At 54.8% G+C, this 23,844-nt stretch carries 23 protein-coding genes; 15 read left to right on the top strand and 8 right to left on the bottom strand.

Annotated elements, in window-relative coordinates; translation table 11 throughout:
- Position 1 precedes the first annotated feature (1 nt).
- The 12 genes from murD (at position 2) to mutT (ending at position 14,392) form a co-directional block, all read left to right on the top strand.
- Entirely contained in the window at positions 2-1,318 is a 1,317-nt protein-coding gene (murD, locus tag NL510_RS19465) for a UDP-N-acetylmuramoyl-L-alanine--D-glutamate ligase (protein WP_253379424.1), read from the top strand.
- Positions 1,318-2,562: a cell division protein FtsW gene (gene ftsW / locus NL510_RS19460; RefSeq protein ID WP_253379423.1), complete on the top strand. Its 1,245-nt coding sequence runs from the start codon at positions 1,318-1,320 to the stop codon at positions 2,560-2,562. Before murD ends, ftsW begins: the two co-directional genes overlap by 1 nt.
- Positions 2,559-3,623, top strand: coding sequence for an undecaprenyldiphospho-muramoylpentapeptide beta-N-acetylglucosaminyltransferase (murG, locus tag NL510_RS19455; protein ID WP_253379421.1), 1,065 nt, complete (start codon positions 2,559-2,561; stop codon positions 3,621-3,623). Before ftsW ends, murG begins: the two co-directional genes overlap by 4 nt.
- A gap of 57 nt (positions 3,624-3,680) precedes the next feature.
- Positions 3,681-5,156 (top strand): UDP-N-acetylmuramate--L-alanine ligase, encoded by a 1,476-nt coding sequence (gene murC, locus NL510_RS19450; RefSeq protein ID WP_253379419.1) that lies wholly within the window; start codon positions 3,681-3,683, stop codon positions 5,154-5,156.
- Positions 5,149-6,069, top strand: a complete 921-nt coding sequence (locus tag NL510_RS19445) for a D-alanine--D-alanine ligase (RefSeq protein ID WP_253379418.1) — start codon at positions 5,149-5,151, stop codon at positions 6,067-6,069. Before murC ends, NL510_RS19445 begins: the two co-directional genes overlap by 8 nt.
- Position 6,070: 1 nt before the next feature.
- Positions 6,071-6,913, top strand: a complete 843-nt coding sequence (gene ftsQ, locus NL510_RS19440; RefSeq protein ID WP_253379417.1) for a cell division protein FtsQ — start codon at positions 6,071-6,073, stop codon at positions 6,911-6,913.
- Positions 6,910-8,166, top strand: coding sequence for a cell division protein FtsA (gene ftsA / locus NL510_RS19435; protein WP_010426970.1), 1,257 nt, complete (start codon positions 6,910-6,912; stop codon positions 8,164-8,166). The genes ftsQ and ftsA overlap by 4 nt, the downstream gene beginning before the upstream one ends.
- Positions 8,167-8,227: 61 nt before the next feature.
- On the top strand, positions 8,228-9,379 hold the full coding sequence (ftsZ, locus tag NL510_RS19430; protein ID WP_253379412.1) for a cell division protein FtsZ: 1,152 nt from the start codon (positions 8,228-8,230) through the stop codon (positions 9,377-9,379).
- Between the two features lie 101 nt (positions 9,380-9,480).
- Positions 9,481-10,398: a UDP-3-O-acyl-N-acetylglucosamine deacetylase gene (gene lpxC, locus NL510_RS19425; RefSeq protein ID WP_253379411.1), complete on the top strand. Its 918-nt coding sequence runs from the start codon at positions 9,481-9,483 to the stop codon at positions 10,396-10,398.
- Between the two features lie 275 nt (positions 10,399-10,673).
- Positions 10,674-11,177, top strand: a complete 504-nt coding sequence (secM, locus tag NL510_RS19420) for a secA translation cis-regulator SecM (protein WP_253385020.1) — start codon at positions 10,674-10,676, stop codon at positions 11,175-11,177.
- Between the two features lie 59 nt (positions 11,178-11,236).
- Entirely contained in the window at positions 11,237-13,942 is a 2,706-nt protein-coding gene (secA, locus tag NL510_RS19415) for a preprotein translocase subunit SecA (RefSeq protein WP_253379410.1), read from the top strand.
- 57 nt (positions 13,943-13,999) lie between these two features.
- On the top strand, positions 14,000-14,392 hold the full coding sequence (gene mutT / locus NL510_RS19410; protein ID WP_253379409.1) for an 8-oxo-dGTP diphosphatase MutT: 393 nt from the start codon (positions 14,000-14,002) through the stop codon (positions 14,390-14,392).
- Here mutT and yacG read toward each other — a convergent pair whose 3' ends face one another.
- The 3 genes from yacG to coaE are packed head-to-tail and all read right to left on the bottom strand — an operon-like array spanning position 14,393 to position 15,960.
- Positions 14,393-14,587 (bottom strand): DNA gyrase inhibitor YacG, encoded by a 195-nt coding sequence (yacG, locus tag NL510_RS19405; RefSeq protein ID WP_253379408.1) that lies wholly within the window; start codon positions 14,585-14,587, stop codon positions 14,393-14,395.
- Positions 14,588-14,596: 9 nt separating this feature from the next.
- A complete protein-coding gene (gene zapD, locus NL510_RS19400; RefSeq protein ID WP_253379406.1) occupies positions 14,597-15,340 on the bottom strand; it encodes a cell division protein ZapD in 744 nt (247 codons plus the stop codon).
- Positions 15,340-15,960, bottom strand: coding sequence for a dephospho-CoA kinase (gene coaE, locus NL510_RS19395; RefSeq protein WP_253379404.1), 621 nt, complete (start codon positions 15,958-15,960; stop codon positions 15,340-15,342). Before coaE ends, zapD begins: the two co-directional genes overlap by 1 nt.
- Positions 15,961-16,188: 228 nt before the next feature.
- Here coaE and NL510_RS19390 point away from each other — a divergent pair, with 228 nt between their 5' ends.
- Positions 16,189-17,232, top strand: coding sequence for a GMP reductase (locus tag NL510_RS19390; protein ID WP_253379402.1), 1,044 nt, complete (start codon positions 16,189-16,191; stop codon positions 17,230-17,232).
- Between the two features lie 39 nt (positions 17,233-17,271).
- On the opposite strand, the gene hofC is transcribed toward NL510_RS19390, so the two are convergent.
- The 4 genes from hofC to nadC all read right to left on the bottom strand — a co-directional run bounded on the left by hofC (position 17,272) and on the right by nadC (position 21,343).
- Positions 17,272-18,456 carry a protein transport protein HofC gene (gene hofC / locus NL510_RS19385; RefSeq protein ID WP_253379400.1) on the bottom strand — a complete coding sequence of 395 codons (1,185 nt, stop codon included), beginning with the start codon at positions 18,454-18,456 and terminating at the stop codon, positions 17,272-17,274.
- Positions 18,446-19,828, bottom strand: a complete 1,383-nt coding sequence (gene gspE, locus NL510_RS19380) for a type II secretion system protein GspE (protein WP_253379399.1) — start codon at positions 19,826-19,828, stop codon at positions 18,446-18,448. Before gspE ends, hofC begins: the two co-directional genes overlap by 11 nt.
- Positions 19,829-19,840: 12 nt before the next feature.
- Positions 19,841-20,275: a prepilin peptidase-dependent pilin gene (ppdD, locus tag NL510_RS19375; protein WP_253379397.1), complete on the bottom strand. Its 435-nt coding sequence runs from the start codon at positions 20,273-20,275 to the stop codon at positions 19,841-19,843.
- Between the two features lie 174 nt (positions 20,276-20,449).
- Positions 20,450-21,343, bottom strand: coding sequence for a carboxylating nicotinate-nucleotide diphosphorylase (nadC, locus tag NL510_RS19370; protein WP_253379395.1), 894 nt, complete (start codon positions 21,341-21,343; stop codon positions 20,450-20,452).
- Between the two features lie 87 nt (positions 21,344-21,430).
- Here nadC and ampD point away from each other — a divergent pair, with 87 nt between their 5' ends.
- Together ampD and ampE are read left to right on the top strand one after the other, a co-directional pair.
- Positions 21,431-21,994 carry a 1,6-anhydro-N-acetylmuramyl-L-alanine amidase AmpD gene (gene ampD / locus NL510_RS19365; protein ID WP_253379393.1) on the top strand — a complete coding sequence of 188 codons (564 nt, stop codon included), beginning with the start codon at positions 21,431-21,433 and terminating at the stop codon, positions 21,992-21,994.
- The gene (gene ampE / locus NL510_RS19360; protein WP_253379391.1) at positions 21,991-22,845 is read left to right on the top strand and encodes a beta-lactamase regulator AmpE; all 855 of its coding nucleotides are present in this window, start codon (positions 21,991-21,993) and stop codon (positions 22,843-22,845) included. The genes ampD and ampE overlap by 4 nt, the downstream gene beginning before the upstream one ends.
- 18 nt (positions 22,846-22,863) lie before the next feature.
- Here the strand turns inward: ampE and NL510_RS19355 are convergent, their stop codons facing one another.
- Complete coding sequence (locus tag NL510_RS19355) at positions 22,864-23,814, bottom strand: glycoside hydrolase family 43 protein (RefSeq protein WP_253379389.1); 951 nt, start codon at positions 23,812-23,814, stop codon at positions 22,864-22,866.
- Between the last annotated feature and the right edge of the window lie 30 nt (positions 23,815-23,844).

Raw genomic sequence — 23,844 nt, 5'->3', positions numbered from 1 at the left:
CATGGCAGATTACCAGGGCAAAAAAGTCGTTATCATCGGGTTGGGCCTGACCGGCCTCTCGTGCGTAGACTTTTTCCTCGCGCGTGGCGTGACGCCGCGGGTGATGGATACGCGTGTTTCTCCACCGGGTCTGGATAAACTGCCGGAACAGGTGGAATGCCACCCTGGTGGGCTGAATGACGACTGGCTGCTGGCAGCCGATCTGATTGTTGCCAGCCCGGGCATGGCGCTGGCGCACCCTTCACTCAGCGCGGCTGCGGACGCGGGTGTAGAGATTGTCGGCGACATCGAATTGTTCTGCCGTGAAGCACAGGCGCCGGTGGTTGCGATCACCGGTTCTAACGGTAAGAGCACCGTGACCACGCTGGTCGGCGAAATGGCAAAGGCGGCGGGTAAGAACGTGGGAGTGGGCGGCAATATTGGTCTACCGGCCCTGATGCTGCTGAATAAGGATTGCGAACTGTACGTGCTGGAACTCTCCAGCTTCCAGCTGGAGACGACCTCCAGTCTGCACGCGGCGGCGGCGACGATCCTGAACGTGACTGAAGATCATATGGACCGCTACCCGTTTGGCCTGCAGCAATACCGCGCGGCCAAACTGCGCGTTTACGAAAATGCCAACGTTTGCGTGGTCAATGCCGACGACGCGCTGACCATGCCGGTACGCGGCGCTGATGAACGCTGCATCAGCTTTGGTATCACCATGGGTGATTATCATCTTAACCGTCAGTTAGGCGAAACCTGGCTGCGCGTGAAAGGTGAGAAAGTGCTGGATGTCAAAGAGATGAAGCTTTCAGGCCAGCATAATTACACCAATGCCCTGGCGGCGCTGGCGCTGGCGGATGCCGTAGGTCTGCCTCGCTCCTCCAGCCTGAAAGCGTTGACCACCTTCACTGGTCTGGCCCACCGCTTCCAGCTCGCGCTGGAGCATAACGGTGTGCGCTGGATTAATGATTCAAAAGCGACCAACGTGGGAAGCACAGAGGCGGCTCTGAATGGCCTGCACGTTGACGGCACGCTGCATGTGCTGCTTGGCGGCGACGGTAAATCTGCCGATTTCTCTCCCCTGCAGCCGTACCTGGCCGGAGAGAATATCCGTCTTTATTGCTTTGGCCGCGACGGTAGCCAACTGGCCGAACTGCGCCCTGAGATCGCAGAACAAACCGAGACCATGGAGCAGGCGATGCGGTTAGTTGCTCCGCGCGTGAAGCCGGGTGATATGGTGCTGCTCTCTCCGGCATGCGCCAGCCTCGATCAATTCAAGAATTTCGAACAGAGGGGTGACGTCTTTACCCGCCTGGCGAAGGAGTTAGGCTGATGCGTTTATCTCTCCCTCGCCTGAAAATGCCGCGCCTGCCAGGTTTTGGCATTCTGGCATGGCTGTTTGCGGCGCTAAAAGGCTGGGTGATGGCTTCGCGGGATAAAGATTCCGACAGCCTGATTATGTATGACCGCATGCTGTTGTGGTTCACGCTGGGGCTGGCGGCGGTCGGCTTTATTATGGTGACCTCGGCGTCAATGCCCGTTGGCCAGCGCCTGGCGAACGATCCTTTCCTGTTTGCCAAGCGTGACGGGTTGTACATCATACTGGCGTTCTGTCTGGCGATGATTACCCTGCGCCTGCCGATGGCGTTCTGGCAGCGTCACAGTACGGCGATGCTGATTGCCTCAATCATCATGTTGTTGATCGTACTGGTCGTCGGCAGCTCCGTAAACGGGGCATCGCGCTGGATTGCCTTCGGCCCGCTGCGTATTCAGCCCGCGGAATTCACCAAGCTGTCCCTGTTCTGCTACCTGGCGAACTATCTGGTGCGTAAGGTTGACGAGGTACGTAACAACCTCCGTGGCTTCTTAAAACCGATGGGCGTTATTCTGGTGCTTGCGGTCCTCTTGCTGGCGCAGCCTGACCTCGGTACCGTGGTGGTGCTGTTTGTGACTACCCTGGCGATGCTATTCCTGGCCGGGGCGAAGCTGTGGCAATTCATCGCCATCATTGGGATGGGTATTTCAGCGGTTGTGCTGCTGATCCTCGCCGAACCCTATCGTATCCGTCGCGTCACCTCTTTCTGGAACCCGTGGGAAGACCCGTTCGGCAGCGGTTATCAGTTAACACAGTCGCTGATGGCGTTTGGCCGGGGTGAAATCTGGGGGCAAGGCCTGGGAAACTCGGTGCAAAAACTTGAGTATTTACCCGAGGCGCATACCGACTTCATCTTCTCCATTATTGGGGAAGAACTGGGTTATATCGGTGTGGTATTAGCACTATTAATGGTATTCTTCGTCGCTTTCCGCGCCATGTCAATTGGCCGGAAAGCGCTGGAGATCGATCACCGCTTCTCAGGTTTCCTGGCCTGTTCAATTGGTATCTGGTTCAGCTTTCAGGCCTTAGTTAACGTCGGGGCCGCAGCCGGTATGTTACCGACTAAAGGTCTGACGTTGCCGTTGATCAGTTATGGTGGTTCGAGTCTGTTGATCATGTCGACGGCCATTATGTTCTTGTTACGCATAGATTATGAAACGCGTCTGGAGAAGGCTCAGGCGTTTACGCGAGGTTCACGATGAATCAACCGAAGCGGTTAATGGTGATGGCAGGCGGTACCGGAGGACACGTGTTCCCGGGGCTGGCGGTTGCGCACCATTTAATGGATCAGGGCTGGCAGGTTCGCTGGCTGGGAACCGCAGACCGCATGGAAGCCGATCTGGTGCCGAAACACGGTATTGAGATCGACTTTATTCGGATTTCCGGCCTCCGTGGTAAAGGTATCAAGGCTCAGCTTTTGGCGCCGGTGCGTATTTTTAACGCCTGGCGGCAGGCGCGCAGCATCATGAAGCGCTTTCAGCCTGACGTGGTATTAGGCATGGGGGGCTATGTTTCTGGCCCCGGCGGTCTGGCGGCATGGTCACTGGGGATCCCGGTTGTGCTGCATGAGCAGAACGGCATTGCCGGGTTGACCAACAGGTGGCTGGCAAAAATTGCCACTAAAGTGATGCAAGCCTTCCCCGGCGCATTTGCGCAAGCGGAGGTGGTCGGTAACCCGGTACGGGTTGACGTGCTGGCGTTACCGCTGCCGGATGTCCGGCTACAGGGGCGTGACGGGCCGGTACGCGTGCTGGTGGTCGGCGGCTCTCAGGGCGCACGCATTTTAAACCAGACGATGCCGCAGGTTGCCGCAATGCTGGGTGAGGCAGTTTCTATCTGGCATCAAAGCGGAAAAGGCGCTCAGCAGAGTGTTGAACAGGCTTACGCCGATGCCGGTCAGCCGCAGCATAAAGTGACCGAGTTTATCGATGACATGGCCGCCGCTTATGCATGGGCCGATGTCGTCGTCTGTCGTTCAGGCGCATTGACGGTGAGCGAAATTGCCGCCGCTGGTTTGCCTGCTCTGTTTGTGCCGTTTCAGCATAAAGACAGACAGCAGTACTGGAATGCGCTGCCGCTTGAGAAAGCCGGCGCCGCGAAAATTTTCGAACAGCCGCAATTTACTGCCGATGCGGTCGCCACCACCCTGGCGGGCTGGAACAGAGCCGCATTACTGGCGATGGCCCAACGCGCGCGGGCAGCCGCCATCCCGGATGCGACGGAACGGGTGGCAAAAGAAGTGAGTCTGGCAGCCCAGGCTTAACCCTCGCAGCGCGTGTTGCGCTGCACGAATTTTTAAGTAGTCGATGGCGTTTAGAGAATGAATACACAACAACTGGCAAAACTGCGTTCAATCGTGCCCGAGATGCGTCGCGTCCGGCACATTCACTTTGTCGGCATCGGTGGTGCTGGCATGGGTGGTATTGCCGAAGTGTTAGCTAACGAAGGCTACCAGATCAGTGGTTCCGATCTGGCCCCAAACCCTGTTACGCAGCAGCTGGCGTCGCTTGGGGCGACTATCTATTTCAACCATCGCCCGGAAAACGTGAGCGATGCAAGCGTGGTGGTGGTGTCCAGCGCCATCTCCGCAGATAACCCGGAAATTGTTGCCGCGCACGAGGCGCGCATTCCGGTTATTCGTCGTGCTGAAATGCTGGCTGAACTGATGCGTTTTCGTCACGGCATCGCGGTTGCCGGCACCCACGGTAAAACCACGACTACGGCCATGGTGTCCAGCATTTATGCTGAAGCGGGCCTTGATCCCACGTTTGTGAACGGTGGCCTGGTGAAAGCGGCAGGCGTACATGCGCGTCTCGGACAAAGCCGTTACCTGATTGCCGAAGCCGATGAGAGCGATGCATCCTTCCTGCACCTGCAGCCAATGGTGGCGATTGTCACCAATATCGAAGCCGATCACATGGATACCTACCAGGGCGACTTTGAGAATTTAAAACAGACCTTCATTAATTTTCTGTACAACCTGCCGTTTTATGGCCGTGCGGTGATGTGCGTGGACGATGCGGTGATCCGCGAGCTTTTGCCGCGCGTCGGACGTCAGATAACCACCTACGGTTTCAGCGAAGACGCTGACGTGCGTATAGAAGCGTACACGCAGAGTGGCGCGCAGGGGCATTTCACCCTCGCGCGTCAGGACAAAGAATTACTGCAGGTGACGCTGAACGCACCGGGCCGTCACAACGCCCTGAACGCGGCGGCGGCCGTTGCCGTAGCAACGGAAGAAGGCATTGGTGACGAGGCGATCCTGCGCGCGCTGGAAAACTTCCAGGGAACCGGCCGCCGCTTTGACTTCCTCGGTGAATTCCCCCTGGACGTCGTGAACGGTAAGCCGGGTACCGCGATGCTGGTGGACGACTACGGTCACCACCCGACCGAAGTGGATGCGACCATCAAAGCCGCTCGTGCGGGCTGGCCGGAAAAAAATCTGGTGATGATCTTCCAGCCTCACCGTTTCACCCGTACCCGCGATTTATACGACGATTTTGCTAACGTACTATCGCAGGTCGATACATTGCTAATGCTGGATGTTTATTCGGCGGGCGAAACGCCGATTCCAGGCGCCGACAGCCGCTCGTTGTGTCGTACTATCCGCGGACGCGGTAAAGTGGACCCTATTCTGGTTTCTGACCCGGCTCAGGCGGCTGAAATTCTGGCGCCGGTGCTAACAGGCAACGATTTAATTCTGATTCAGGGTGCGGGAAATATCGGCAAAATCGCCCGTACCTTAGCCGAAATCAAACTGAAGCCGCAAACTCAGGAGGTGGAGCGTCATGGCTGATAAGATTGCTGTCCTGTTTGGCGGCACCTCCGCCGAGCGCGAGGTTTCTCTGAACTCAGGCGCTGCCGTACTGGCGGGTCTGCGTGAAGGCGGCGTAAATGCCTATCCGGTCGACCCAAAAGAGGTTGATATCACGCAACTGAAAGCGATGGGCTTCGATAAAGTCTTTATCGCGCTGCACGGGCGCGGTGGTGAAGATGGTACCTTACAAGGGCTGCTGGATGTGATTGGCATGCCGTATACCGGCAGCGGCGTGATGGCATCTGCAATTTCAATGGATAAACTGCGCAGTAAACTGTTGTGGCAGGGCGCAGGTTTGCCCGTGGCTCCCTGGGTTGCGCTGACGCGACGCGAATATGAATGGGGCCTGCAGGACAGCGTTACTTCGCGCATTGCGGCGCTAGGCTTACCGGTTATTGTAAAGCCGAGCCGTGAAGGGTCGAGCGTGGGAATGTCTAAAGTGGATAAAGCTGGCGATATATCTGCGGCTTTAGATTTGGCATTTCAACATGATGATGACGTTTTAATTGAAAAATGGCTTAGCGGGCCGGAATTGACTGTCGCGATGCTTGGCGAAGAAATTTTACCGGCAATTCGTATCCAACCCGCCGGAGTCTTCTATGATTATGAGGCGAAGTATCTCTCTGATGAGACGCAATATTTCTGTCCCGCAGGGCTGGAAGTAGAACAGGAAGCAGAATTACAGTCTCTGGTGCTTAAAGCCTGGCATATTCTGGGATGCAGCGGCTGGGGACGTATTGATGTCATGTGCGACAGTGACGGGCAATTTTATCTGCTGGAAGCCAATACTTCTCCCGGTATGACCAGCCACAGTCTTGTGCCAATGGCTGCGCGTCAGGCTGGAATGAGCTTCTCGCAACTCGTTGTGCGTATCCTGGACCAGGCGGGCTGATATGTCTCAGGCTGCTTTGAACACACGCAACCGCGACGAAGAGGAAGAATATTCCTCTTCACGCCGCAGTAATGGAACGCGTCTTGCAGGGATTATCTTCCTGCTCGGGGTGCTGTGCACCGTGTTTATCAGCGGCTGGATGGTACTAGGCTGGATGGAAGATGCGCAACGCTTGCCGCTTTCGAAGCTGGTGGTGACCGGTGAACGTCATTACACGCGCAACGATGATATTCGCCAGTCTATCCTGGCACTTGGGTCGCCCGGCACCTTTATGACCCAGGATGTCAATATTATCCAGAGTCAGATTGAACGTCTGCCGTGGATTAAACAGGCGAGTGTGAGAAAGCAATGGCCTGATGAATTGAAGATTCATCTGGTTGAATATGTGCCCATTGCGCGGTGGAATGATCAGCACATGGTTGATGTGGACGGAAATTCCTTCAGCGTCCCGGCCGATCGTGTCAACAAGCAAAATTTACCGATGTTGTATGGCCCGGAAGGCAGCGAAAACGACGTACTGCAAGGTTTCCGCGAAATGGGTCAGGTGCTGGCAAAGGACAGGTTTACGTTAAAAGATGCAGCGATGACGGCGCGTCGCTCATGGCAACTGACGTTAACGAATGGGATTAAGCTCAACCTGGGGCGCGGCGATACAATGAAGCGTCTGGCGCGTTTTGTAGAACTTTACCCGGTTTTACAACAGCAGGCGCAGACGGACGGCAAACGGATAAGCTACGTTGATTTGCGCTATGACTCAGGCGCAGCAGTCGGTTGGGAACCGGCTCCGGTCGAGGAACCTAATCAGCAACAGAATCAGGCACAGGTACAGGCAGAACAACAATGATCAAGGCGACGGACAGAAAACTGGTAGTTGGACTGGAGATTGGCACCGCGAAGGTTGCCGCTTTAGTAGGGGAAGTTCTGCCCGACGGTATGGTCAATATCATTGGCGTGGGCAGTTGCCCGTCCCGTGGTATGGATAAAGGTGGGGTTAACGACCTTGAGTCGGTGGTGAAATGCGTTCAGCGCGCCATCGATCAGGCTGAATTGATGGCAGATTGCCAGATTTCCTCTGTCTATCTGGCCCTCTCTGGCAAGCATATTAGCTGCCAGAACGAAATCGGCATGGTGCCCATTTCAGAAGAAGAAGTGACGCAGGAAGACGTTGAAAACGTTGTGCACACGGCGAAATCCGTGCGCGTGCGCGATGAGCATCGGGTGCTGCACGTTATCCCGCAGGAGTATGCGATTGACTACCAGGAGGGGATCAAGAACCCGGTAGGACTTTCCGGCGTGCGCATGCAGGCAAAAGTGCACCTGATCACCTGTCACAACGATATGGCGAAGAACATTGTAAAAGCCGTTGAACGTTGTGGCCTGAAAGTAGACCAACTTATTTTTGCCGGTCTTGCCGCCAGTTATTCCGTGCTGACCGAAGACGAACGTGAACTGGGCGTCTGTGTGGTCGATATTGGCGGTGGTACAATGGACATGGCCGTGTATACCGGCGGTGCGCTGCGCCACACCAAAGTGATCCCTTACGCAGGGAACGTTGTGACCAGCGATATTGCCTATGCCTTCGGTACGCCACCCAGCGATGCAGAGGCGATTAAAGTGCGCCACGGTTGTGCGCTGGGGTCTATCGTGGGCAAAGATGAAAGCGTTGAAGTGCCAAGCGTAGGTGGTCGTCCACCGCGCAGCCTGCAGCGCCAGACGTTGGCAGAGGTGATTGAGCCGCGCTATACCGAGCTGCTTAACCTGGTCAACGAAGAGATTTTGCAGTTACAGGAACAGCTTCGCCAGCAGGGTGTGAAACATCATCTCGCGGCGGGGATTGTATTAACCGGCGGGGCAGCGCAAATTGAAGGTCTTGCGGCCTGCGCTCAGCGCGTGTTCCATACGCAGGTACGTATCGGGGCGCCGCTGAATATTACCGGTTTAACGGATTACGCTCAGGAGCCGTACTATTCAACGGCCGTGGGCCTGCTGCACTACGGGAAAGAGTCCCACTTGAGTGGTGAAGCAGAAGTGGAAAAACGCGTCTCGGTGGGGTCGTGGGTAAAACGACTTAACACCTGGCTGCGAAAAGAGTTTTAATTTTTTAAAGAGACCGGAGAGAATTAGCGGTCTCGGGCGACAGGCACAACGGAGAGAAACTATGTTTGAACCAATGGAATTAACCAACGACGCGGTGATTAAAGTCATCGGCGTCGGTGGCGGCGGCGGTAACGCCGTAGAGCATATGGTGCGCGAGCGCATTGAAGGCGTTGAATTCTTTGCCGTCAACACAGATGCACAGGCACTGCGTAAAACGGCTGTTGGCCAGACGATTCAGATCGGTGGTGGCATCACCAAAGGTCTGGGCGCTGGGGCTAACCCGGAAGTCGGTCGCAATGCGGCAGAAGAAGATCGTGAAGCCCTGCGTGCAGCGCTTGATGGCGCGGACATGGTCTTCATCGCAGCGGGCATGGGCGGCGGTACCGGTACCGGTGCAGCTCCTGTTGTTGCTGAAGTCGCAAAAGATTTAGGTATCCTGACCGTTGCTGTGGTGACCAAGCCTTTCAACTTTGAAGGCAAGAAGCGTATGGCATTTGCGGAGCAGGGTATTACTGAGCTGTCCAGGCATGTGGATTCGCTGATTACTATCCCGAACGACAAGCTATTAAAAGTTCTGGGTCGCGGCATCTCCCTGCTGGACGCCTTCGGCGCAGCAAACGACGTGCTGAAAGGCGCGGTTCAGGGTATCGCAGAACTGATTACCCGTCCTGGCCTGATGAACGTTGACTTTGCAGACGTTCGCACCGTAATGTCCGAAATGGGCTATGCGATGATGGGCTCCGGTGTGGCGAGCGGTGAAGATCGTGCGGAAGAAGCGGCTGAAATGGCTATCTCTTCTCCACTGCTGGAAGATATTGACCTGTCCGGTGCGCGCGGCGTGCTGGTCAACATTACCGCTGGCTTTGACCTGCGTCTGGATGAGTTCGAAACCGTGGGTAACACCATCCGTGCGTTCGCCTCCGACAATGCTACTGTGGTAATCGGTACTTCTCTTGATCCGGAAATGAACGACGAGCTGCGTGTGACTGTTGTTGCTACCGGTATTGGCATGGACAAGCGTCCCGAGATTACCCTGGTGACCAATAAGCAGACCCAGCAGCCGGTTATGGATCGTTACCAGCAGCACGGTATGGCTCCACTGACTCAAGATCAGAAACCGGCCGCGAAAGTGGTTAACGATACCACCCCGCAAACGGCGAAAGAGCCAGATTATCTGGACATCCCAGCGTTCCTGCGTAAGCAAGCTGACTAAGAATTGGCTGGAATTTGGGGATTTTCGCTCTTTGTGCTAAACTGGCCTACCGTTAGTGATATACACTCTCGGTTGGATAGTTAATTTGGCGAGATTATACGATGATCAAACAAAGGACACTTAAACGTATCGTTCAGGCGACGGGTGTCGGTTTACATACCGGCAAGAAAGTCACACTGACGTTACGCCCTGCGCCGGCCAATACCGGGGTCATCTATCGTCGCACCGACTTGAATCCACCGGTAGATTTTCCGGCTGATGCCAAATCTGTGCGTGATACTATGCTCTGTACTTGCCTGGTGAACGAGCATGACGTGCGGATTTCTACCGTAGAGCACCTGAACGCTGCCCTGGCGGGATTGGGTATCGACAACATTATTGTTGAAGTCGATGCGCCAGAAATCCCGATTATGGATGGTAGTGCAGCTCCGTTCGTTTATCTGTTGCTGGATGCTGGCATCGAAGAACTGAACTGCGCGAAGAAATTTGTGCGTATCAAAGAGACCGTTCGCGTCGAAGATGGCGACAAATGGGCTGAATTCAAACCGTACAATGGTTTCTCGTTGGATTTCACCATCGACTTTAACCATCCGGCGATTGATGCCAGCACCCAGCGCTATGCGATGAACTTCTCTGCCGATGCGTTTATGCGCCAGATCAGCCGTGCACGTACTTTCGGCTTCATGCGTGATATCGAATATCTGCAGTCCCGTGGCCTGTGCCTGGGCGGCAGCTTCGATTGTGCCATCGTTGTTGACGATTATCGCGTACTGAACGAAGACGGTCTGCGTTTTGAAGATGAATTTGTTCGTCATAAAATGCTGGATGCTATCGGCGACCTGTTCATGTGTGGTCACAATATTATTGGTGCATTTACCGCGTTCAAATCCGGTCATGCACTAAACAATAAACTGTTGCAGGCCGTTCTGGCAAAACAGGAAGCCTGGGAATATGTGACCTTTGAAGATGAAGCTGAACTGCCGCTTGCCTTCAAAGCACCGACTACGGTTCTCGCATAACGGTTTATACCGTTCGTAAAAAATCGACTGGTTAACCTGGTACTCTCTCCGGCCAGGGAGACCAGTCGTTTTATTTTTTCCCTTCTTCATTTTGCCCCTGTTTCTCTTTTTGCCTGCCTGGCGTAGAAAATACGTGCGATAGCTGCATTCTTAACCGTTTTTGATGGCTGTACGTCGTCATTCCTGCTGATGTGTATTGGCATTAGTGGTAATATCTGGACGCTAAAAAATAATTGGACTCGGCCTGTCTTGGGCTGGCTTATGTGGTGGAGCAGGTGAGCGGAATACTGACGCGCTGGCGACAATTTGGCAGACGTTACTTCTGGCCGCATCTCTTATTAGGGATGGTTGCGGCGAGTCTCGGCTTGCCTGTGCTCAGCAACAATGCTGAAGCGGCGTCCCCGCCAAAGACCTCCACGACTAAACACGATCTCACCACACGCGTTAACTTTACTAACCTCGCCTTGCTTGAGGTTAATCGCCGTCCGAATTTCTCGGTTGATTACTGGCATCAGCACGCCATCCGCACGGTTATCCGCCATCTTTCATTTGCGATGGTGCCGCAGGCCATGCCTGCGGCCGAAGAGACGCTGCCTGTTCAGGCCCAGCATCTTGCTCTGCTGGACACGCTCAATGCTTTGCTCACCCAGGATACTCAGGCGCCTGTAAACGTTCGTCACACGGCGCAACTTACGCTCGTTCCACCGGCAGCATTCTCTGTCTCGACATGGATAAGCCAGGTTCATGGCATCCGCGCCGGGCCTCAACGCCTCAGCTAAATTAACCTTCATTAATACCTTAATTTATCTGCCCATTATGGGGCGTTTGAGAATTTATTATGCTAATCAAATTATTAACCAAAGTTTTAGGTAGTCGTAACGATCGTACTCTGCGCCGTATGCGTAAAGCTGTCACCCTCATCAACGGTATGGAACCAGCGATGGAGAAGCTCTCCGATGATGAGCTGAAAGCTAAAACCGGCGAGTTCCGCGCGCGTCTTGAGAAAGGCGAAGTCTTAGAGAACCTGATCCCGGAAGCCTTTGCCGTGGTGCGTGAAGCGAGTAAGCGTGTCTTCGGCATGCGTCACTTCGACGTGCAGTTGCTGGGCGGTATGGTGCTTAACGAACGTTGCATCGCAGAAATGCGTACCGGTGAGGGTAAAACCCTGACCGCAACGCTGCCTGCCTACCTGAACGCACTGAGCGGTAAAGGCGTTCACGTGGTGACCGTCAACGACTATCTGGCACAGCGTGACGCCGAAAACAACCGCCCCCTGTTCGAATTCCTGGGGCTGACCGTTGGTATTAACATGTCTGGTCTGCCTGCGCCCGCTAAGCGTGACGCCTATAACGCGGACATCACCTACGGCACTAACAACGAATACGGTTTTGACTACCTGCGCGACAACATGGCGTTCAGCCCTGAAGAGCGCGTACAGCGTAAACTGCACTATGCGCTGGTGGATGAGGTGGACTCCATCCTGATCGATGAAGCGCGTACTCCGCTTATCATCTCCGGTCCGGCGGAAGATAGCTCCGAAATGTACCGTAAAGTCGACAAAATCATTCCACACCTGCTGCGTCAGGAGAAAGAAGATTCCGACACTTTCCAGGGTGAAGGCCACTTCTCCGTCGATGAAAAAGCACGACAGGTGAACCTGACCGAGCGCGGTCTGGTGAAGATTGAAGAACTGCTGGTTGCGCAGGGCATTATGGAAGAGGGCGAGTCGCTGTACTCCCCAACTAACATCATGCTGATGCACCACGTGACTGCGGCACTGCGTGCCCACGTGCTGTTCACCCGTGATGTCGACTACATCGTGAAAGACGGTGAAGTGATCATTGTTGATGAACACACCGGCCGTACCATGCAGGGACGTCGCTGGTCCGACGGTCTGCACCAGGCTGTTGAAGCCAAAGAAGGCGTTGATATTCAAAACGAAAACCAGACGCTGGCCTCCATTACTTTCCAGAACTACTTCCGTCTTTACGAGAAGCTGGCAGGGATGACCGGTACGGCAGACACCGAAGCATTTGAATTCAGCTCTATCTATAAACTGGATACCGTGGTGGTGCCAACCAACCGTCCGATGATCCGTAAGGACATGCCGGATTTGGTGTACATGACGGAAGCGGAAAAAATTCAGGCGATCATCGAAGATATTCGCGATCGTACGGCGGCAGGTCAGCCGGTGCTGGTCGGGACCATCTCCATTGAGAAATCTGAAGTGGTCTCCAGTGAACTGACCAAAGCGGGTATCAAACACAACGTACTGAACGCCAAGTTTCACGCCAAAGAGGCGGATATCGTCGCGCAGGCGGGCTATCCGGCTGCCGTGACCATCGCCACCAACATGGCGGGTCGTGGTACCGACATTATGCTTGGGGGAAGCTGGCAGGCCGAAGTGGCTGAGCTGGAAGAGCCAACGGAAGAACAGATTGCGCAGATTAAAGCGGACTGGCAGGTTCGTCATGACGCGGTTCTGGCATCCGGTGGCCTGCACATTATTGGTACTGAGCGTCATGAATCGCGTCGTATCGATAACCAACTGCGTGGCCGTGCGGGTCGTCAGGGTGATGCCGGCTCTTCTCGCTTCTACCTGTCAATGGAAGATGCGCTGATGCGTATTTTCGCCTCCGACCGCGTGTCCGGCATGATGCGTAAACTGGGTATGAAACCTGGCGAAGCAATTGAACACCCATGGGTCACCAAGGCGATTGCTAACGCCCAGCGCAAAGTTGAAAGCCGTAACTTTGATATTCGTAAGCAACTGCTGGAATATGATGACGTGGCTAACGATCAGCGTCGCGCAATCTACACCCAGCGTAACGAGCTGCTGGATGTGTCCGACGTGAGCGAAACCATTAACAGCATTCGCGAAGATGTGTTCAAAGCAACCATCGACGGGCACATTCCACCGCAGTCTCTTGAAGAGATGTGGGATGTTGAAGGGCTGCAGGAACGTTTGAAAAACGACTTCGACCTCGACCTGCCAATCAAAGAGTGGCTGGACAAAGAGCCTGAACTGCACGAAGAGACGCTGCGTGAACGTATCTTTGAACATGCGCTGGAAGTCTACAAGCGTAAAGAAGACGTGGTTGGTACTGAGATGATGCGCCACTTTGAAAAAGGCGTGATGCTGCAGACGCTGGATTCCCTGTGGAAAGAGCATCTGGCAGCGATGGACTACCTGCGTCAGGGGATTCACCTGCGTGGCTATGCGCAGAAAGATCCTAAGCAGGAGTACAAGCGTGAATCCTTCGCGATGTTTGCTGCTATGCTGGAGTCGCTGAAGTATGAAGTGATCAGCACGCTCAGCAAAGTGCAGGTACGTATGCCAGAAGAAGTGGAAGAGATGGAGCAGCAGCGTCGTGAAGAAGCTGAGCGCCTGGCGCAGATGCAACAGCTGAGTCACCAGACGGATGAAAGCGAAGCCGCTGAGGCGATTGCGGCGCAGACCGGCGATCGTAAAGTTGGGCGTAACGATCCGTGCCCTTGCGGTTCCGGTAAAAAATACAAGGCGTGCCACGGCCGTCTGAACTAACACCAACACACATCGAAAAGGCGCAGAACTCTGCGCCTTTTTTATGGGAGCGACACCATGAAAACACTGCAAATTGCCGTCGGGATAATTCGCAATCCGCAAAAGGAGATCTTCATCACTCAACGTGCTGCGGATGCCCATATGGCGAATAAGTGGGAGTTTCCGGGCGGGAAAATTGAGGCGGGTGAAACGCCGGAACAGGCGCTGGTACGCGAGCTTCAGGAAGAGGTGGGGATTACGCCGCTTGGTGCAACGCTGTTCGATAAACGTGAGTATCAGTTCCCGGATCGCCACATCACGCTGTGGTTTTGGCTGGTGGAAAGCTGGGAAGGCGAACCCTGGGGAAAAGAGGGGCAGCCGGGTAACTGGGTTGCGCTTCAGGCGAGCGATGCCGAAAACTTTCCGCCAGCCAATAAACCTGTGATTACCCGGTTGGTGCGGGGCAGTTAACTACCGCTGCTCTTCACTCCAGTCATCGCTGTCTGAGAGATCGCCTTCGCTTGGGATGCGTTTCTCTTCCGCCGCCCATTCGCCGAGGTCAATAAGCTGGCAGCGCTTACAACAGAAGGGGCGAAACGGACTGATTTCGCCCCAGATGACAGTTTTGCCACAGGTGGGGCAGTTAACGGTGGTTACGTCAGACACAGGCGCTCCTTAACAACAGGCCAGTTCAAAATCGAGGCGTTCCGGCACGGTGCCATTTTCGTTGTCCAGTGGCATAAAGCGGATCGCAAAACGACTTTTATGTCCGGAAATTTGCGGGTAAAGCTGCTCGCTAAGCGACAGGTTCAGGCGCAGCAGATCGGCATCATCACCATTATCCTGGTAGAAACCGTTCAGGCTGGTTTGTTTGCGGAACGGAGCTGAATTACGGATAAGATCGAGGATCAGCGAAAGCGTTTGAGTCATTGGCTCAAGGCTTGCCAGCCAGCTATTAACCTGGATGTCGCGCTGAGATTGCGGCATGTGCAGCCACATGTGCAGCGTGGGCAGATCAAAGCTGCAGCAGCCGCCAGGGATGCTAAGGCGCTGACGCACCAGACCAATTAAGCGGTCTTCACGTAAGAACTGCCCAACGCGAGGGGCGGCCATCAGCAAAACGCTGTTGTTTTTCAACTGCTGGCGAAGCGCATCAATACGGCTCTGGTCAACCCCCGGCACTTCCGTCCAGGCCTGCAATTTACGCTGCTGGCGCTCCAGCTCTTTCAGCAACTCTGTGCGGACATCGCCGCGTTCAAGCACGTCCAGCAGGTCGCCCACGTTGCGGAAGAAATGCAATGCAGCGGCATGATCGTTGACTGGCTGATGTTGTGAAAGCTGTTGAATAAGAAATTCGATGCGCAGCCAGGTACGCATTTTTTCGTTGAGCGGATGCTCGAAAAGGATGTGAGTCGACATTATGGTTTTTCCTGGGCTACGGCCTGCGCGGCGAACGTCAGATACTGCGCGTGCAGGCGGGCAACATCCGATGCGATGGCATCTGGTGCGCCGTTATTATTAATAACATCATCCGCAACGGCAAGGCGCTGAGCGCGCGTGGCCTGTGCGGCGAGAATGTGTTCAGCATGTTCACGAGACACATGGTCACGCGCCACGGTCCGCTGGATCTGCGTTTCAGGGGACACATCGATGACCAGAACGCGATCAGCTTTATCCTGCAGTCGATTCTCTACCAAAAGTGGAATTACCCACAGAACATAGGGCGAGCGTGCGGCGGCAATCTGACGCTGGGTTTCCCGATGGATAATGGGATGGAGCAGGGCATTAAGCCAGTTTTTTTCGGAAGCGTCAGAAAATATACATTCCCGAAGCTGGCGACGGTTAAGCGTGCCGTCCGCATTGATTATCGCCTGACCAAAATGCGCTTCGATAGCCTTCAGCGCAGGTGTGTCAGGCTCTACCACCTGACGGGCAATGACATCGGCATCGATTATCATGATGCCCAGACGAGAAAATGCGTCAGCAACGGTACTTTTACCACTGCCGATGCCGCCGGTTAATGCGACGATATACCCCATTAAATCAAATCCTGGGAATTATTCATTATTAAAATCAGTTGTTTAAAATTCAAACATGCTTCCGCACATGTTTAGCTCGTTTTACCCGCTTTTGACCAGGTAAATTTATAGGATTGTAGCGTAAAAAAAGAGAATTTCGCAGTCTTGCAGAGCAGGTATTAGTGCGTATGATAGCGTCACTGGAGTTGTGCTTTTAACCAATTTGCCTCTAACCCCAGGAATCCCCACATGCGTATCGAAGAAGATCTGAAGTTAGGTTTCAAAGACGTCCTCATCCGCCCTAAACGCTCTACGCTGAAAAGTCGCTCAGACGTTGAACTCGAACGTCAATTCACCTTTAAGCATTCCGGTCAGACCTGGTCTGGCGTGCCGATCATTGCAGCGAATATGGATACGGTGGGCACCTTTGCGATGGCAACCGCACTGGCGAAATTTGATGTCCTCACCGCCGTGCACAAGCACTACAGCGCCGAAGAGTGGAACGCGTTTGCCGCAGCAGCATCTGAAGATGTGCTGAAGCATGTAATGGTATCGACCGGAACGTCTGACGCTGATTTCGAAAAAACCAACCACATTTTGCATGCCAACCCGGCGCTTAACTTCGTGTGCATTGATGTGGCAAATGGTTATTCCGAGCACTTTGTCCAGTTCGTCAGCAAGGCGCGCGAAGCCTGGCCGACCAAAACCATCATCGCGGGCAACGTGGTGACCGGTGAAATGTGTGAAGAACTTATCCTCTCCGGCGCGGATATCGTGAAAGTGGGCATTGGTCCCGGCTCTGTGTGTACCACGCGTGTGAAGACCGGCGTCGGGTATCCGCAATTGTCCGCGGTGATTGAGTGTGCGGATGCCGCGCATGGCCTGGGCGGCCAGATCATTAGCGACGGTGGCTGCACCATGCCGGGTGATGTTGCCAAAGCCTTTGGCGGCGGCGCTGACTTCGTTATGCTCGGCGGTATGTTGGCAGGCCATGAAGAGAGCGGTGGCACCGTGGTTGAAGAAAACGGCGAAAAATTCATGCTGTTCTACGGTATGAGCTCTGAATCTGCGATGACCCGTCACGTTGGCGGAGTGGCAAAATATCGCGCAGCGGAAGGTAAAACCGTTAAGCTGCCCCTGCGCGGGCCGGTTGAGAATACGGCGCGTGATGTGCTGGGCGGCTTGCGCTCTGCCTGCACCTACGTTGGGGCTTCCCGCCTGAAAGAACTGACGAAACGCACGACCTTTATTCGCGTTCAGGAACAGGAAAACCGCGTATTCAACAGCCTGTAAGGGCTTACACTGGCGCTGGCGCATATCCCTGCGCCAGCCTTATCCCGCGCTCATCGCATCACCCAGATGGAAAATAGGCAGGTACATTGCCACCACCAGCGTGCCGATAATGACGCCCGTCACAATGAGAAGTAACGGTTCCAGCAGCGCCGCCAGACTGTCTGCCAGCTGAAAGGTTTGCTCCGTATGGTGGCGTGCAAGATTCTCTAGCATGACGTCGAGCGCCCCTGATATTTCCCCGGTTCTGACCAACTGGATGCACAGCGGGGTAAAGACTGCCGCTTTCTGAAACGTTGACCAGACGGGTAACCCTTTTTCAATATCCTCTTTGATATTGCGGAGTATTCCCTGCCAGTAGGGGCTCTCCACGGTCTCTTCGGCGCTTTCCAGCCCCTGTAAAAAAGCGATACCGGCCTGCTGCGTGAGCGACAGCACGGTGAAGATCCGCCCCAGTTTTTGCCCTCGCGCCAGCGACCCCATAACGGGCAGACGCAATATCAAGCGCTGCCAGCGTGGGTGTTGTCGCAAACGGTAGGCGGTAATAGCAGCCAATAAAAGAGGAATACAAAGTGCGAGAGCGTTTGACTGTAAAAATGTCGCCAGCCCCATGACTCGCCGTGTTAACCAGGGAAGTGGAGTGTTAAACGTTTTGTAGATAGCAGCGAATTCCGGTAGCACCAGCGTGACCATTGCCAGCACTACAAGCACCGCCAGCGTAAGGATGATCGTCGGGTAGCGCAGCGCCTTTTTCACTTTTGCACTGAGCTGCTGCTGAGATTTTTGTTGCTGTGCGAGCTGACGACAGCACGTTTCCAGCTTGCCCGTCAGTTCGCCGGTTTTCACCATCGAAACGTAAAGGGGGCTAAATACGGCGGGCCATTTCTTCAGCGCCTCTGAGAATGCGCAGCCTCCCGCAAGATCGTCAGCGATGTTTTGCAGCAACGCCTGCCACTGTTTTGCAGGATGTTGTTGTGCCAACATTTGCAGGCTGTGCGATAATGTCAGCCCGGCCTGTAAAAGCGTCGCGAGCTGGCGAAACACGTCATAGCAATGATGCGGATGCCAGCGAGCACTTCGTGAGCAACGGGTGAGGGACAAAGGATGCAGCTCTTTGCGCAGTAAACTGGCGAAGGCCGCCTCCCTGTTCGTTGCCAAAAGCGTTCCGCTCAGCGGTTCTCCTTCAGGAGAAAGCGCCCGCCAGCGCCAAAGGTGATCAGCAGCCATCGGGCATTCCCAGTACGCGCAGCAACTCTTCAAGCGTGGTTAACCCACGTTCAACGGCCATACAGCCATGCTCGAATAGCGATGTCATTCCTGCCTGGCGGGCACCCGATTCGATCGCCTCGATACCCGCTCCGCTGGCAATCGCCTGTTGAAGCGTGTTGTCGATAGTCAGCACTTCAAAAATGGCAACGCGGCCATAAAAACCGCGATAACAGCGATCGCAACCTGCTGCTTGCCAGCGGGGAAGCGAGCGAGACCACACGGAACGGGGTAATTCCGCGCGGGGCCCGGCTTCCTGTCGACAATGAGGACACAGACGGCGCACCAGCCGCTGGGCAATCACCAGCGAGAGCGCAGAGGATAGCATCCAGCGCGCGACCCCCATTTGCTGCAGACGAACCAGCGTTTCTGTCGTCGAGTTAGTGTGCAGTGTGGATAATACCAGGTGCCCGGTCTGGGCGGCGTTGATGGCAATTTCTGCCGTTTCGCCATCGCGTATTTCCCCCACCATAATGATGTCCGGATCCTGGCGCAGCAGTGCTCGTAGAACGGTTTGAAACGTTAAGCCTGCCCGCGGATTGATTTGTGTCTGATTTAACCCGCTTAGGGGGATCTCTATGGGATCTTCTACGCTGCAGATGTTGACGTCTGGGCGGTTACGCGCCTGGAGTGCGCTGTAGAGCGTGACCGTTTTACCGCTTCCGGTAGGACCGGTAACCAGAATCAATCCTTGCGGCCGATGGAGTACCTCGTTAAAGGCGGTCAGTTGCTGAGGAGCCATACCCAGCGCTCCCGGATCCAGCGCCTGTTGCACCTGGTGCAGCAGGCGCAGCACAATTTTCTCGCCCCCGCTGCAGGGAAGCGTGGCGATACGAAAAGAGACCGCCTCGTTTGCCAGTTCAACCGTGAACTGACCATCCTGGGGTAAGCGACGCTCGGCGATATCCAGATTACCCAGCACTTTTAAGCGTGCGCATAGCATCGTCGCCAGCTCTGTTGAAAGGGGAGGCTGCGGATAAAGCATCCCGTCAATGCGTAAGCGCAACTGACACGTGTGCTCCATCGGTTCGATATGGATATCGGATGCGCGCTGGTTTATCGCCTGTTGCAGCGTGTGGTTGAGGATATCCACCGCCGAGTGCGGTGTCGTTACGTTCGGTAGCTGTGACGGGCTGTTCATCTGCCTGTTTTTTTCCATACGCTCAGCGCTCCAGCACTCAATATCAATGCGTTTTTGGGTCGCGAAGCGCAGGGCTTCCATCAGTTCATTAGCGGGAGTTCCCACCACCGCAATGCTAACTTTCTCGGTATCACTGCTCAGTAGCAGGGCCTGATGGCGCTGGCACAGGGCGACAAGTTGTTCTGAGTTCATGAGCCGCTCCCGTCAGTTGTCGAAGCGAAAGACATCTTCGCAGGCTTCTTTAAGTGCGCTATCGCTACTGGTGTTGCAGTCGCGCGTCCAGCCCGTCATGCCATCGCCATCATTCCAGAGCGGTGTCATAACCACCTCAAGCCCGTTCAGGCTCTCCTGGCCTGTTAATACCACTATCCCTTTTGTCACGCTCATGCCTGAGACATAACGCGTCGTGGTGGGAGAAGGAATACCATGACTGCCTGCGTCACAGCTATCAATGCCGCCGTGATCGAGGGCGCAAAGCTCAATGGCCGTACGGTAAGGAACAAAGGTTTGCAGCATGTCGGTCAACGCCGCTTTCCGCAGGTAGTTTTGATATGCGGGCACGCCGATGGCGCTCAGAATGGCAATAATGCCAATCACCACCATCAGCTCAATGAGTGTGAATCCTTGTTGTCTTTTCATGGCTGCTCCTCGGGTTAGATGGCGCGACTTTGCCAGTGTGAAGGCGCGGAATCGAGGGGTAAAAAAGGGAACGGGAAGGGGCTTTCAGAAAATTAATACGAGGTTGCAGCGCAGGATAACGGGAATGCGAGCCGCGTCGAATCTTCCCTCTCCGGCTGGAGAGGGAAGCGAAGATTATGTAAAGCGCATCGAGAGGTCGAGGGCACGCACATGTTTGGTCAAGGCGCCAACGGAGATGTAATCCACGCCGGTCTGGGCAAATTCGCGAAGGGTATCGAACGTCACGTTGCCAGACACTTCCAGTTGTGCCCGCCCGTTAGTGAGTTTCACCGCCTCACGCATTTGCTCCGTTTCAAAGTTATCAAGCATGATGATATCGGCACCGGCTTTGATGGCCTGCTCCAGCTCTTCCAGACTTTCAACTTCCACCTCGACCGGGACATCCGGGTGCAGCCAAAAGGCTTTTTCAACCGCCTGCCGTACTGAGCCAGAAGCAATAATGTGATTCTCTTTAATCAGGAAGGCGTCGGACAACCCCAGACGATGGTTTGCGCCACCGCCGCACAGCACCGCGTACTTCAGCGCAGTACGCAGGCCCGGCAGCGTTTTACGAGTATCCAGCAGTTGCGTGCGGGTGCCTGCCAGCAGCTCGACGTAGCGACGCACTTCGCTTGCCACGCCAGACAGGGTTTGCACAAAGTTTAACGCGGTACGTTCGCCGGTGAGCAGCACGCGGGAAGGGCCGTCCAGCTCAAACAACGGCTGATTTGCCGTAATCGTATCACCGTCATTAATATGCCAGGTCATCTGCACCTCATCGCCCGCCAGTTGGGTAAAGACCTCCTCCACCCAGCGCTTGCCGCAAAATACGCCATCTTCACGGGTGATGACCACCGCGTGCGAGCGCGTCTCTTTTGGCAACAATTGTGCCGTAATATCGTTTTCGGCACTGACGTCACCGCCCAGATCTTCTTTCAGGGCATGGGCAACACTTGCCGGGATATCCCTATTTATACGTTCCAGAAGCGCTTCACGTCGGTGATCGGGGTTATAGCGGCGAGGCGGCATGATAAAACTCCAAATTGGTAACGAATCATAATATTGAAACATGCTACTCTGAACCGGGTAGCAGCACCATATATAAGGAGTTCCAGCATGTTGTTAGAAAACGGATGGCTGGTCGACGCGCGGCATGTGCCCTCGCCGCACCACGATTGCCGCCCGGAGGATGAAAAGCCCACACTGCTGGTGGTTCACAATATCAGTCTTCCGCCCGGTGAATTTGGTGGTCCGTGGATCGATGCCTTATTTACCGGAACGATTGATCCTGATGTGCATCCTTTCTTCGCCAGCGTCGCCCATTTACGCGTATCGGCTCACTGTTTGATCCGTCGTGACGGGGAAGTGGTTCAGTACGTTTCCTTTGATAAGCGAGCCTGGCATGCGGGCGTTTCGGTTTATCAAGGACGTGAACGCTGCAATGATTTTTCTATTGGCATTGAGCTGGAAGGGACTGACGCTACGCCCTACACCGATGCGCAGTATCAACAACTGGTGACTGTTACACAGGCGTTGACGGGGTTGTACCCTGCAATTGCCGACAACATAACGGGACACAGCGACATTGCGCCCGTGAGAAAAACTGATCCAGGCCCGGCATTCGACTGGTCCCGGTTTCACGCCATGCTTACCGCGTCGTCAGATAAGGAGATAACATGACGTTGTTTACCATGCTACTGGTATTAATTGCTGAACGCCTGTTTAAAGTTGGCGAGCACTGGCACCTGGATCATCGGATCGAGGTGCTTTTTCGCCGGATTAAACATTTTTCCCTGCTGCGGACGCTGATTATGACCGCAGGTGTCATGCTCGTTACCTTTCTGCTATTGCGCGCGCTTCACGGCCTCTTTTTCAATGTTCTGTTGCTGGTGGCGTGGATCATGCTCGGGGTGCTGTGTATTGGCGCGGGTAAGGCACGTATGCACTACCATGCCTATCTGAAAGCAGCCTCCCGTGACGATACCCACGCGCGCGGTGCGATGGCAAGCGAGCTTACCCTCATTCATGGCGTGCCGCCGGATTGCAATGAGCGCGAGTTTTTACGCGAGCTGCAAAACGCGCTGCTGTGGATTAACTTTCGCTACTATCTTGCGCCGTTATTCTGGTTAGTGGTGGGGGGGCCGTGGGGACCGGTTCTGCTGATGGGATATGCCTTCTTTCGTGCCTGGCAGAGCTGGCTTGCCCGGTATCTGACACCGCATGAACGCCTGCTGGCCGGTATCGATGCTATTTTGCACGTGCTGGACTGGCTCCCGGTACGTCTGGCGGGAGTGGTATATGCGTTAATCGGTCACGGCGAAAAAGCCCTGCCGGCGTGGTTCGCGTCTTTGGGCGATCGTCATACCTCGCAATACCAGGTATTAACCCGCCTGGCGCAGTTCTCTCTCTCGCGTGAGCCGCATACCGACAAGATTGAAACGCCAAAAGCCGCGGTCTCTATGGCGAAGAAAACGTCTTTTGTGATAGTGGTGATTGTGGCGCTGCTGACCATTTACGGCACGCTGGTGTAAACCCGCGCGCCGTACCGGTTAACGCGTATCCGCAGGCGGGATGCCGAAATCAGGCATCCCGTTTTCGTCCCAGCGAACACGTTTCAGGCGGGTATGTCGATTCGGGTCGTAGAGCGGGTCGCCCTCGATTTCAGTGTAATTTCTCGCATGATACACCAGCACATCGTCGCCATCCGGCGTTTGCGTAAAGCTGTTGTGACCCGGCCCGTACTGGCGGTTTTCGTCACTCGTGACAAACACCGGTTGCGGCGCTTTATGCCAGTTTGCCGGATTAAGCGGATCGGCGCTCCTGTCGATCCACAATAACCCCATGCAGTAGTTTTCGTCGGTCGCACTGGCAGAGTAACTGATAAACAGTTTGTCCTTATGGAATAGCACGGCGGGTCCTTCGTTGACCCAAAATCCGCGGCACTCCCAATCATATTCCGGTTTACTGAGCATGACCGGCGCGCCTTTGAGCGTCCACGGGTTCTCCATTTCACATAAATAGAGATTGGAGTTGCCGTAAATATCCGGGGCTTTTTGCGCCCATAGATACCAGCGTTTGCCCTGATGGACAAAGGTTGTGGCGTCCAGCGCAAACGTGTCAAACGGCGTTTTAATTTGCCCTTTTTCTACCCACTTTCCGCTGAGCGGATCGTGATCGTTACATTCCAGGGCGAACATACGGTGCTGGAACATCCCCAGGTCGTCGAGCGCCTGAGTATGCGTTGCGGCAAAATAGATGTACCACCTGCCGTCGATGTTATGCAGCTCCGGTGCCCAGATTAGCTGGCTCATCGGGCCGGTGTCAGGTTTATGCCAGACCACCACCTCGTCGGCGTTGCGCAGACCTTCCAGCGTAGCCGCGCGACGTATCGCCAGCCTGTCGTACTGCGGTACGGAGGCAATAAAATAGTATTGCTCCTCGTGGTGCAAAATGTAGGGGTCGGCACGTTGTTCAATAAACGGGTTTGGCCAGGTTTGCATTCGGCGTTCCTTATGTAGTCTCAGCGGCTT

The organism is unidentified bacterial endosymbiont, assembly GCF_918797525.1.
Taxonomy (GTDB): Bacteria; Pseudomonadota; Gammaproteobacteria; order Enterobacterales; family Enterobacteriaceae; genus Enterobacter.
The sequence above is the reverse complement of the archived record's forward strand: the minus strand, read 5'-3'. Positions and strand labels throughout refer to the sequence as shown.

What these genes read in the sequence shown, in the direction of transcription:
- ampD (WP_253379393.1), top strand. Translation starts at nt 21,431, where the DNA reads ATGTTGTTAGAAAACGGATGGCTGGTCGACGCGCGGCATGTGCCCTCG.
- hofC (WP_253379400.1), bottom strand. Translation starts at nt 18,456, where the DNA reads ATGGCTGCTGATCACCTTTGGCGCTGGCGGGCGCTTTCTCCTGAAGGA.
- gspE (WP_253379399.1), bottom strand. Translation starts at nt 19,828, where the DNA reads ATGAACTCAGAACAACTTGTCGCCCTGTGCCAGCGCCATCAGGCCCTG.
- ftsA (WP_010426970.1), top strand. Translation starts at nt 6,910, where the DNA reads ATGATCAAGGCGACGGACAGAAAACTGGTAGTTGGACTGGAGATTGGC.
- zapD (WP_253379406.1), bottom strand. Translation starts at nt 15,340, where the DNA reads ATGTCGACTCACATCCTTTTCGAGCATCCGCTCAACGAAAAAATGCGT.
- mutT (WP_253379409.1), top strand. Translation starts at nt 14,000, where the DNA reads ATGAAAACACTGCAAATTGCCGTCGGGATAATTCGCAATCCGCAAAAG.
- ftsZ (WP_253379412.1), top strand. Translation starts at nt 8,228, where the DNA reads ATGTTTGAACCAATGGAATTAACCAACGACGCGGTGATTAAAGTCATC.
- ftsQ (WP_253379417.1), top strand. Translation starts at nt 6,071, where the DNA reads ATGTCTCAGGCTGCTTTGAACACACGCAACCGCGACGAAGAGGAAGAA.
- secA (WP_253379410.1), top strand. Translation starts at nt 11,237, where the DNA reads ATGCTAATCAAATTATTAACCAAAGTTTTAGGTAGTCGTAACGATCGT.
- murC (WP_253379419.1), top strand. Translation starts at nt 3,681, where the DNA reads ATGAATACACAACAACTGGCAAAACTGCGTTCAATCGTGCCCGAGATG.
- coaE (WP_253379404.1), bottom strand. Translation starts at nt 15,960, where the DNA reads ATGGGGTATATCGTCGCATTAACCGGCGGCATCGGCAGTGGTAAAAGT.
- ftsW (WP_253379423.1), top strand. Translation starts at nt 1,318, where the DNA reads ATGCGTTTATCTCTCCCTCGCCTGAAAATGCCGCGCCTGCCAGGTTTT.
- NL510_RS19445 (WP_253379418.1), top strand. Translation starts at nt 5,149, where the DNA reads ATGGCTGATAAGATTGCTGTCCTGTTTGGCGGCACCTCCGCCGAGCGC.
- nadC (WP_253379395.1), bottom strand. Translation starts at nt 21,343, where the DNA reads ATGCCGCCTCGCCGCTATAACCCCGATCACCGACGTGAAGCGCTTCTG.
- NL510_RS19355 (WP_253379389.1), bottom strand. Translation starts at nt 23,814, where the DNA reads ATGCAAACCTGGCCAAACCCGTTTATTGAACAACGTGCCGACCCCTAC.
- murD (WP_253379424.1), top strand. Translation starts at nt 2, where the DNA reads ATGGCAGATTACCAGGGCAAAAAAGTCGTTATCATCGGGTTGGGCCTG.
- lpxC (WP_253379411.1), top strand. Translation starts at nt 9,481, where the DNA reads ATGATCAAACAAAGGACACTTAAACGTATCGTTCAGGCGACGGGTGTC.
- murG (WP_253379421.1), top strand. Translation starts at nt 2,559, where the DNA reads ATGAATCAACCGAAGCGGTTAATGGTGATGGCAGGCGGTACCGGAGGA.
- ampE (WP_253379391.1), top strand. Translation starts at nt 21,991, where the DNA reads ATGACGTTGTTTACCATGCTACTGGTATTAATTGCTGAACGCCTGTTT.
- ppdD (WP_253379397.1), bottom strand. Translation starts at nt 20,275, where the DNA reads ATGAAAAGACAACAAGGATTCACACTCATTGAGCTGATGGTGGTGATT.
- NL510_RS19390 (WP_253379402.1), top strand. Translation starts at nt 16,189, where the DNA reads ATGCGTATCGAAGAAGATCTGAAGTTAGGTTTCAAAGACGTCCTCATC.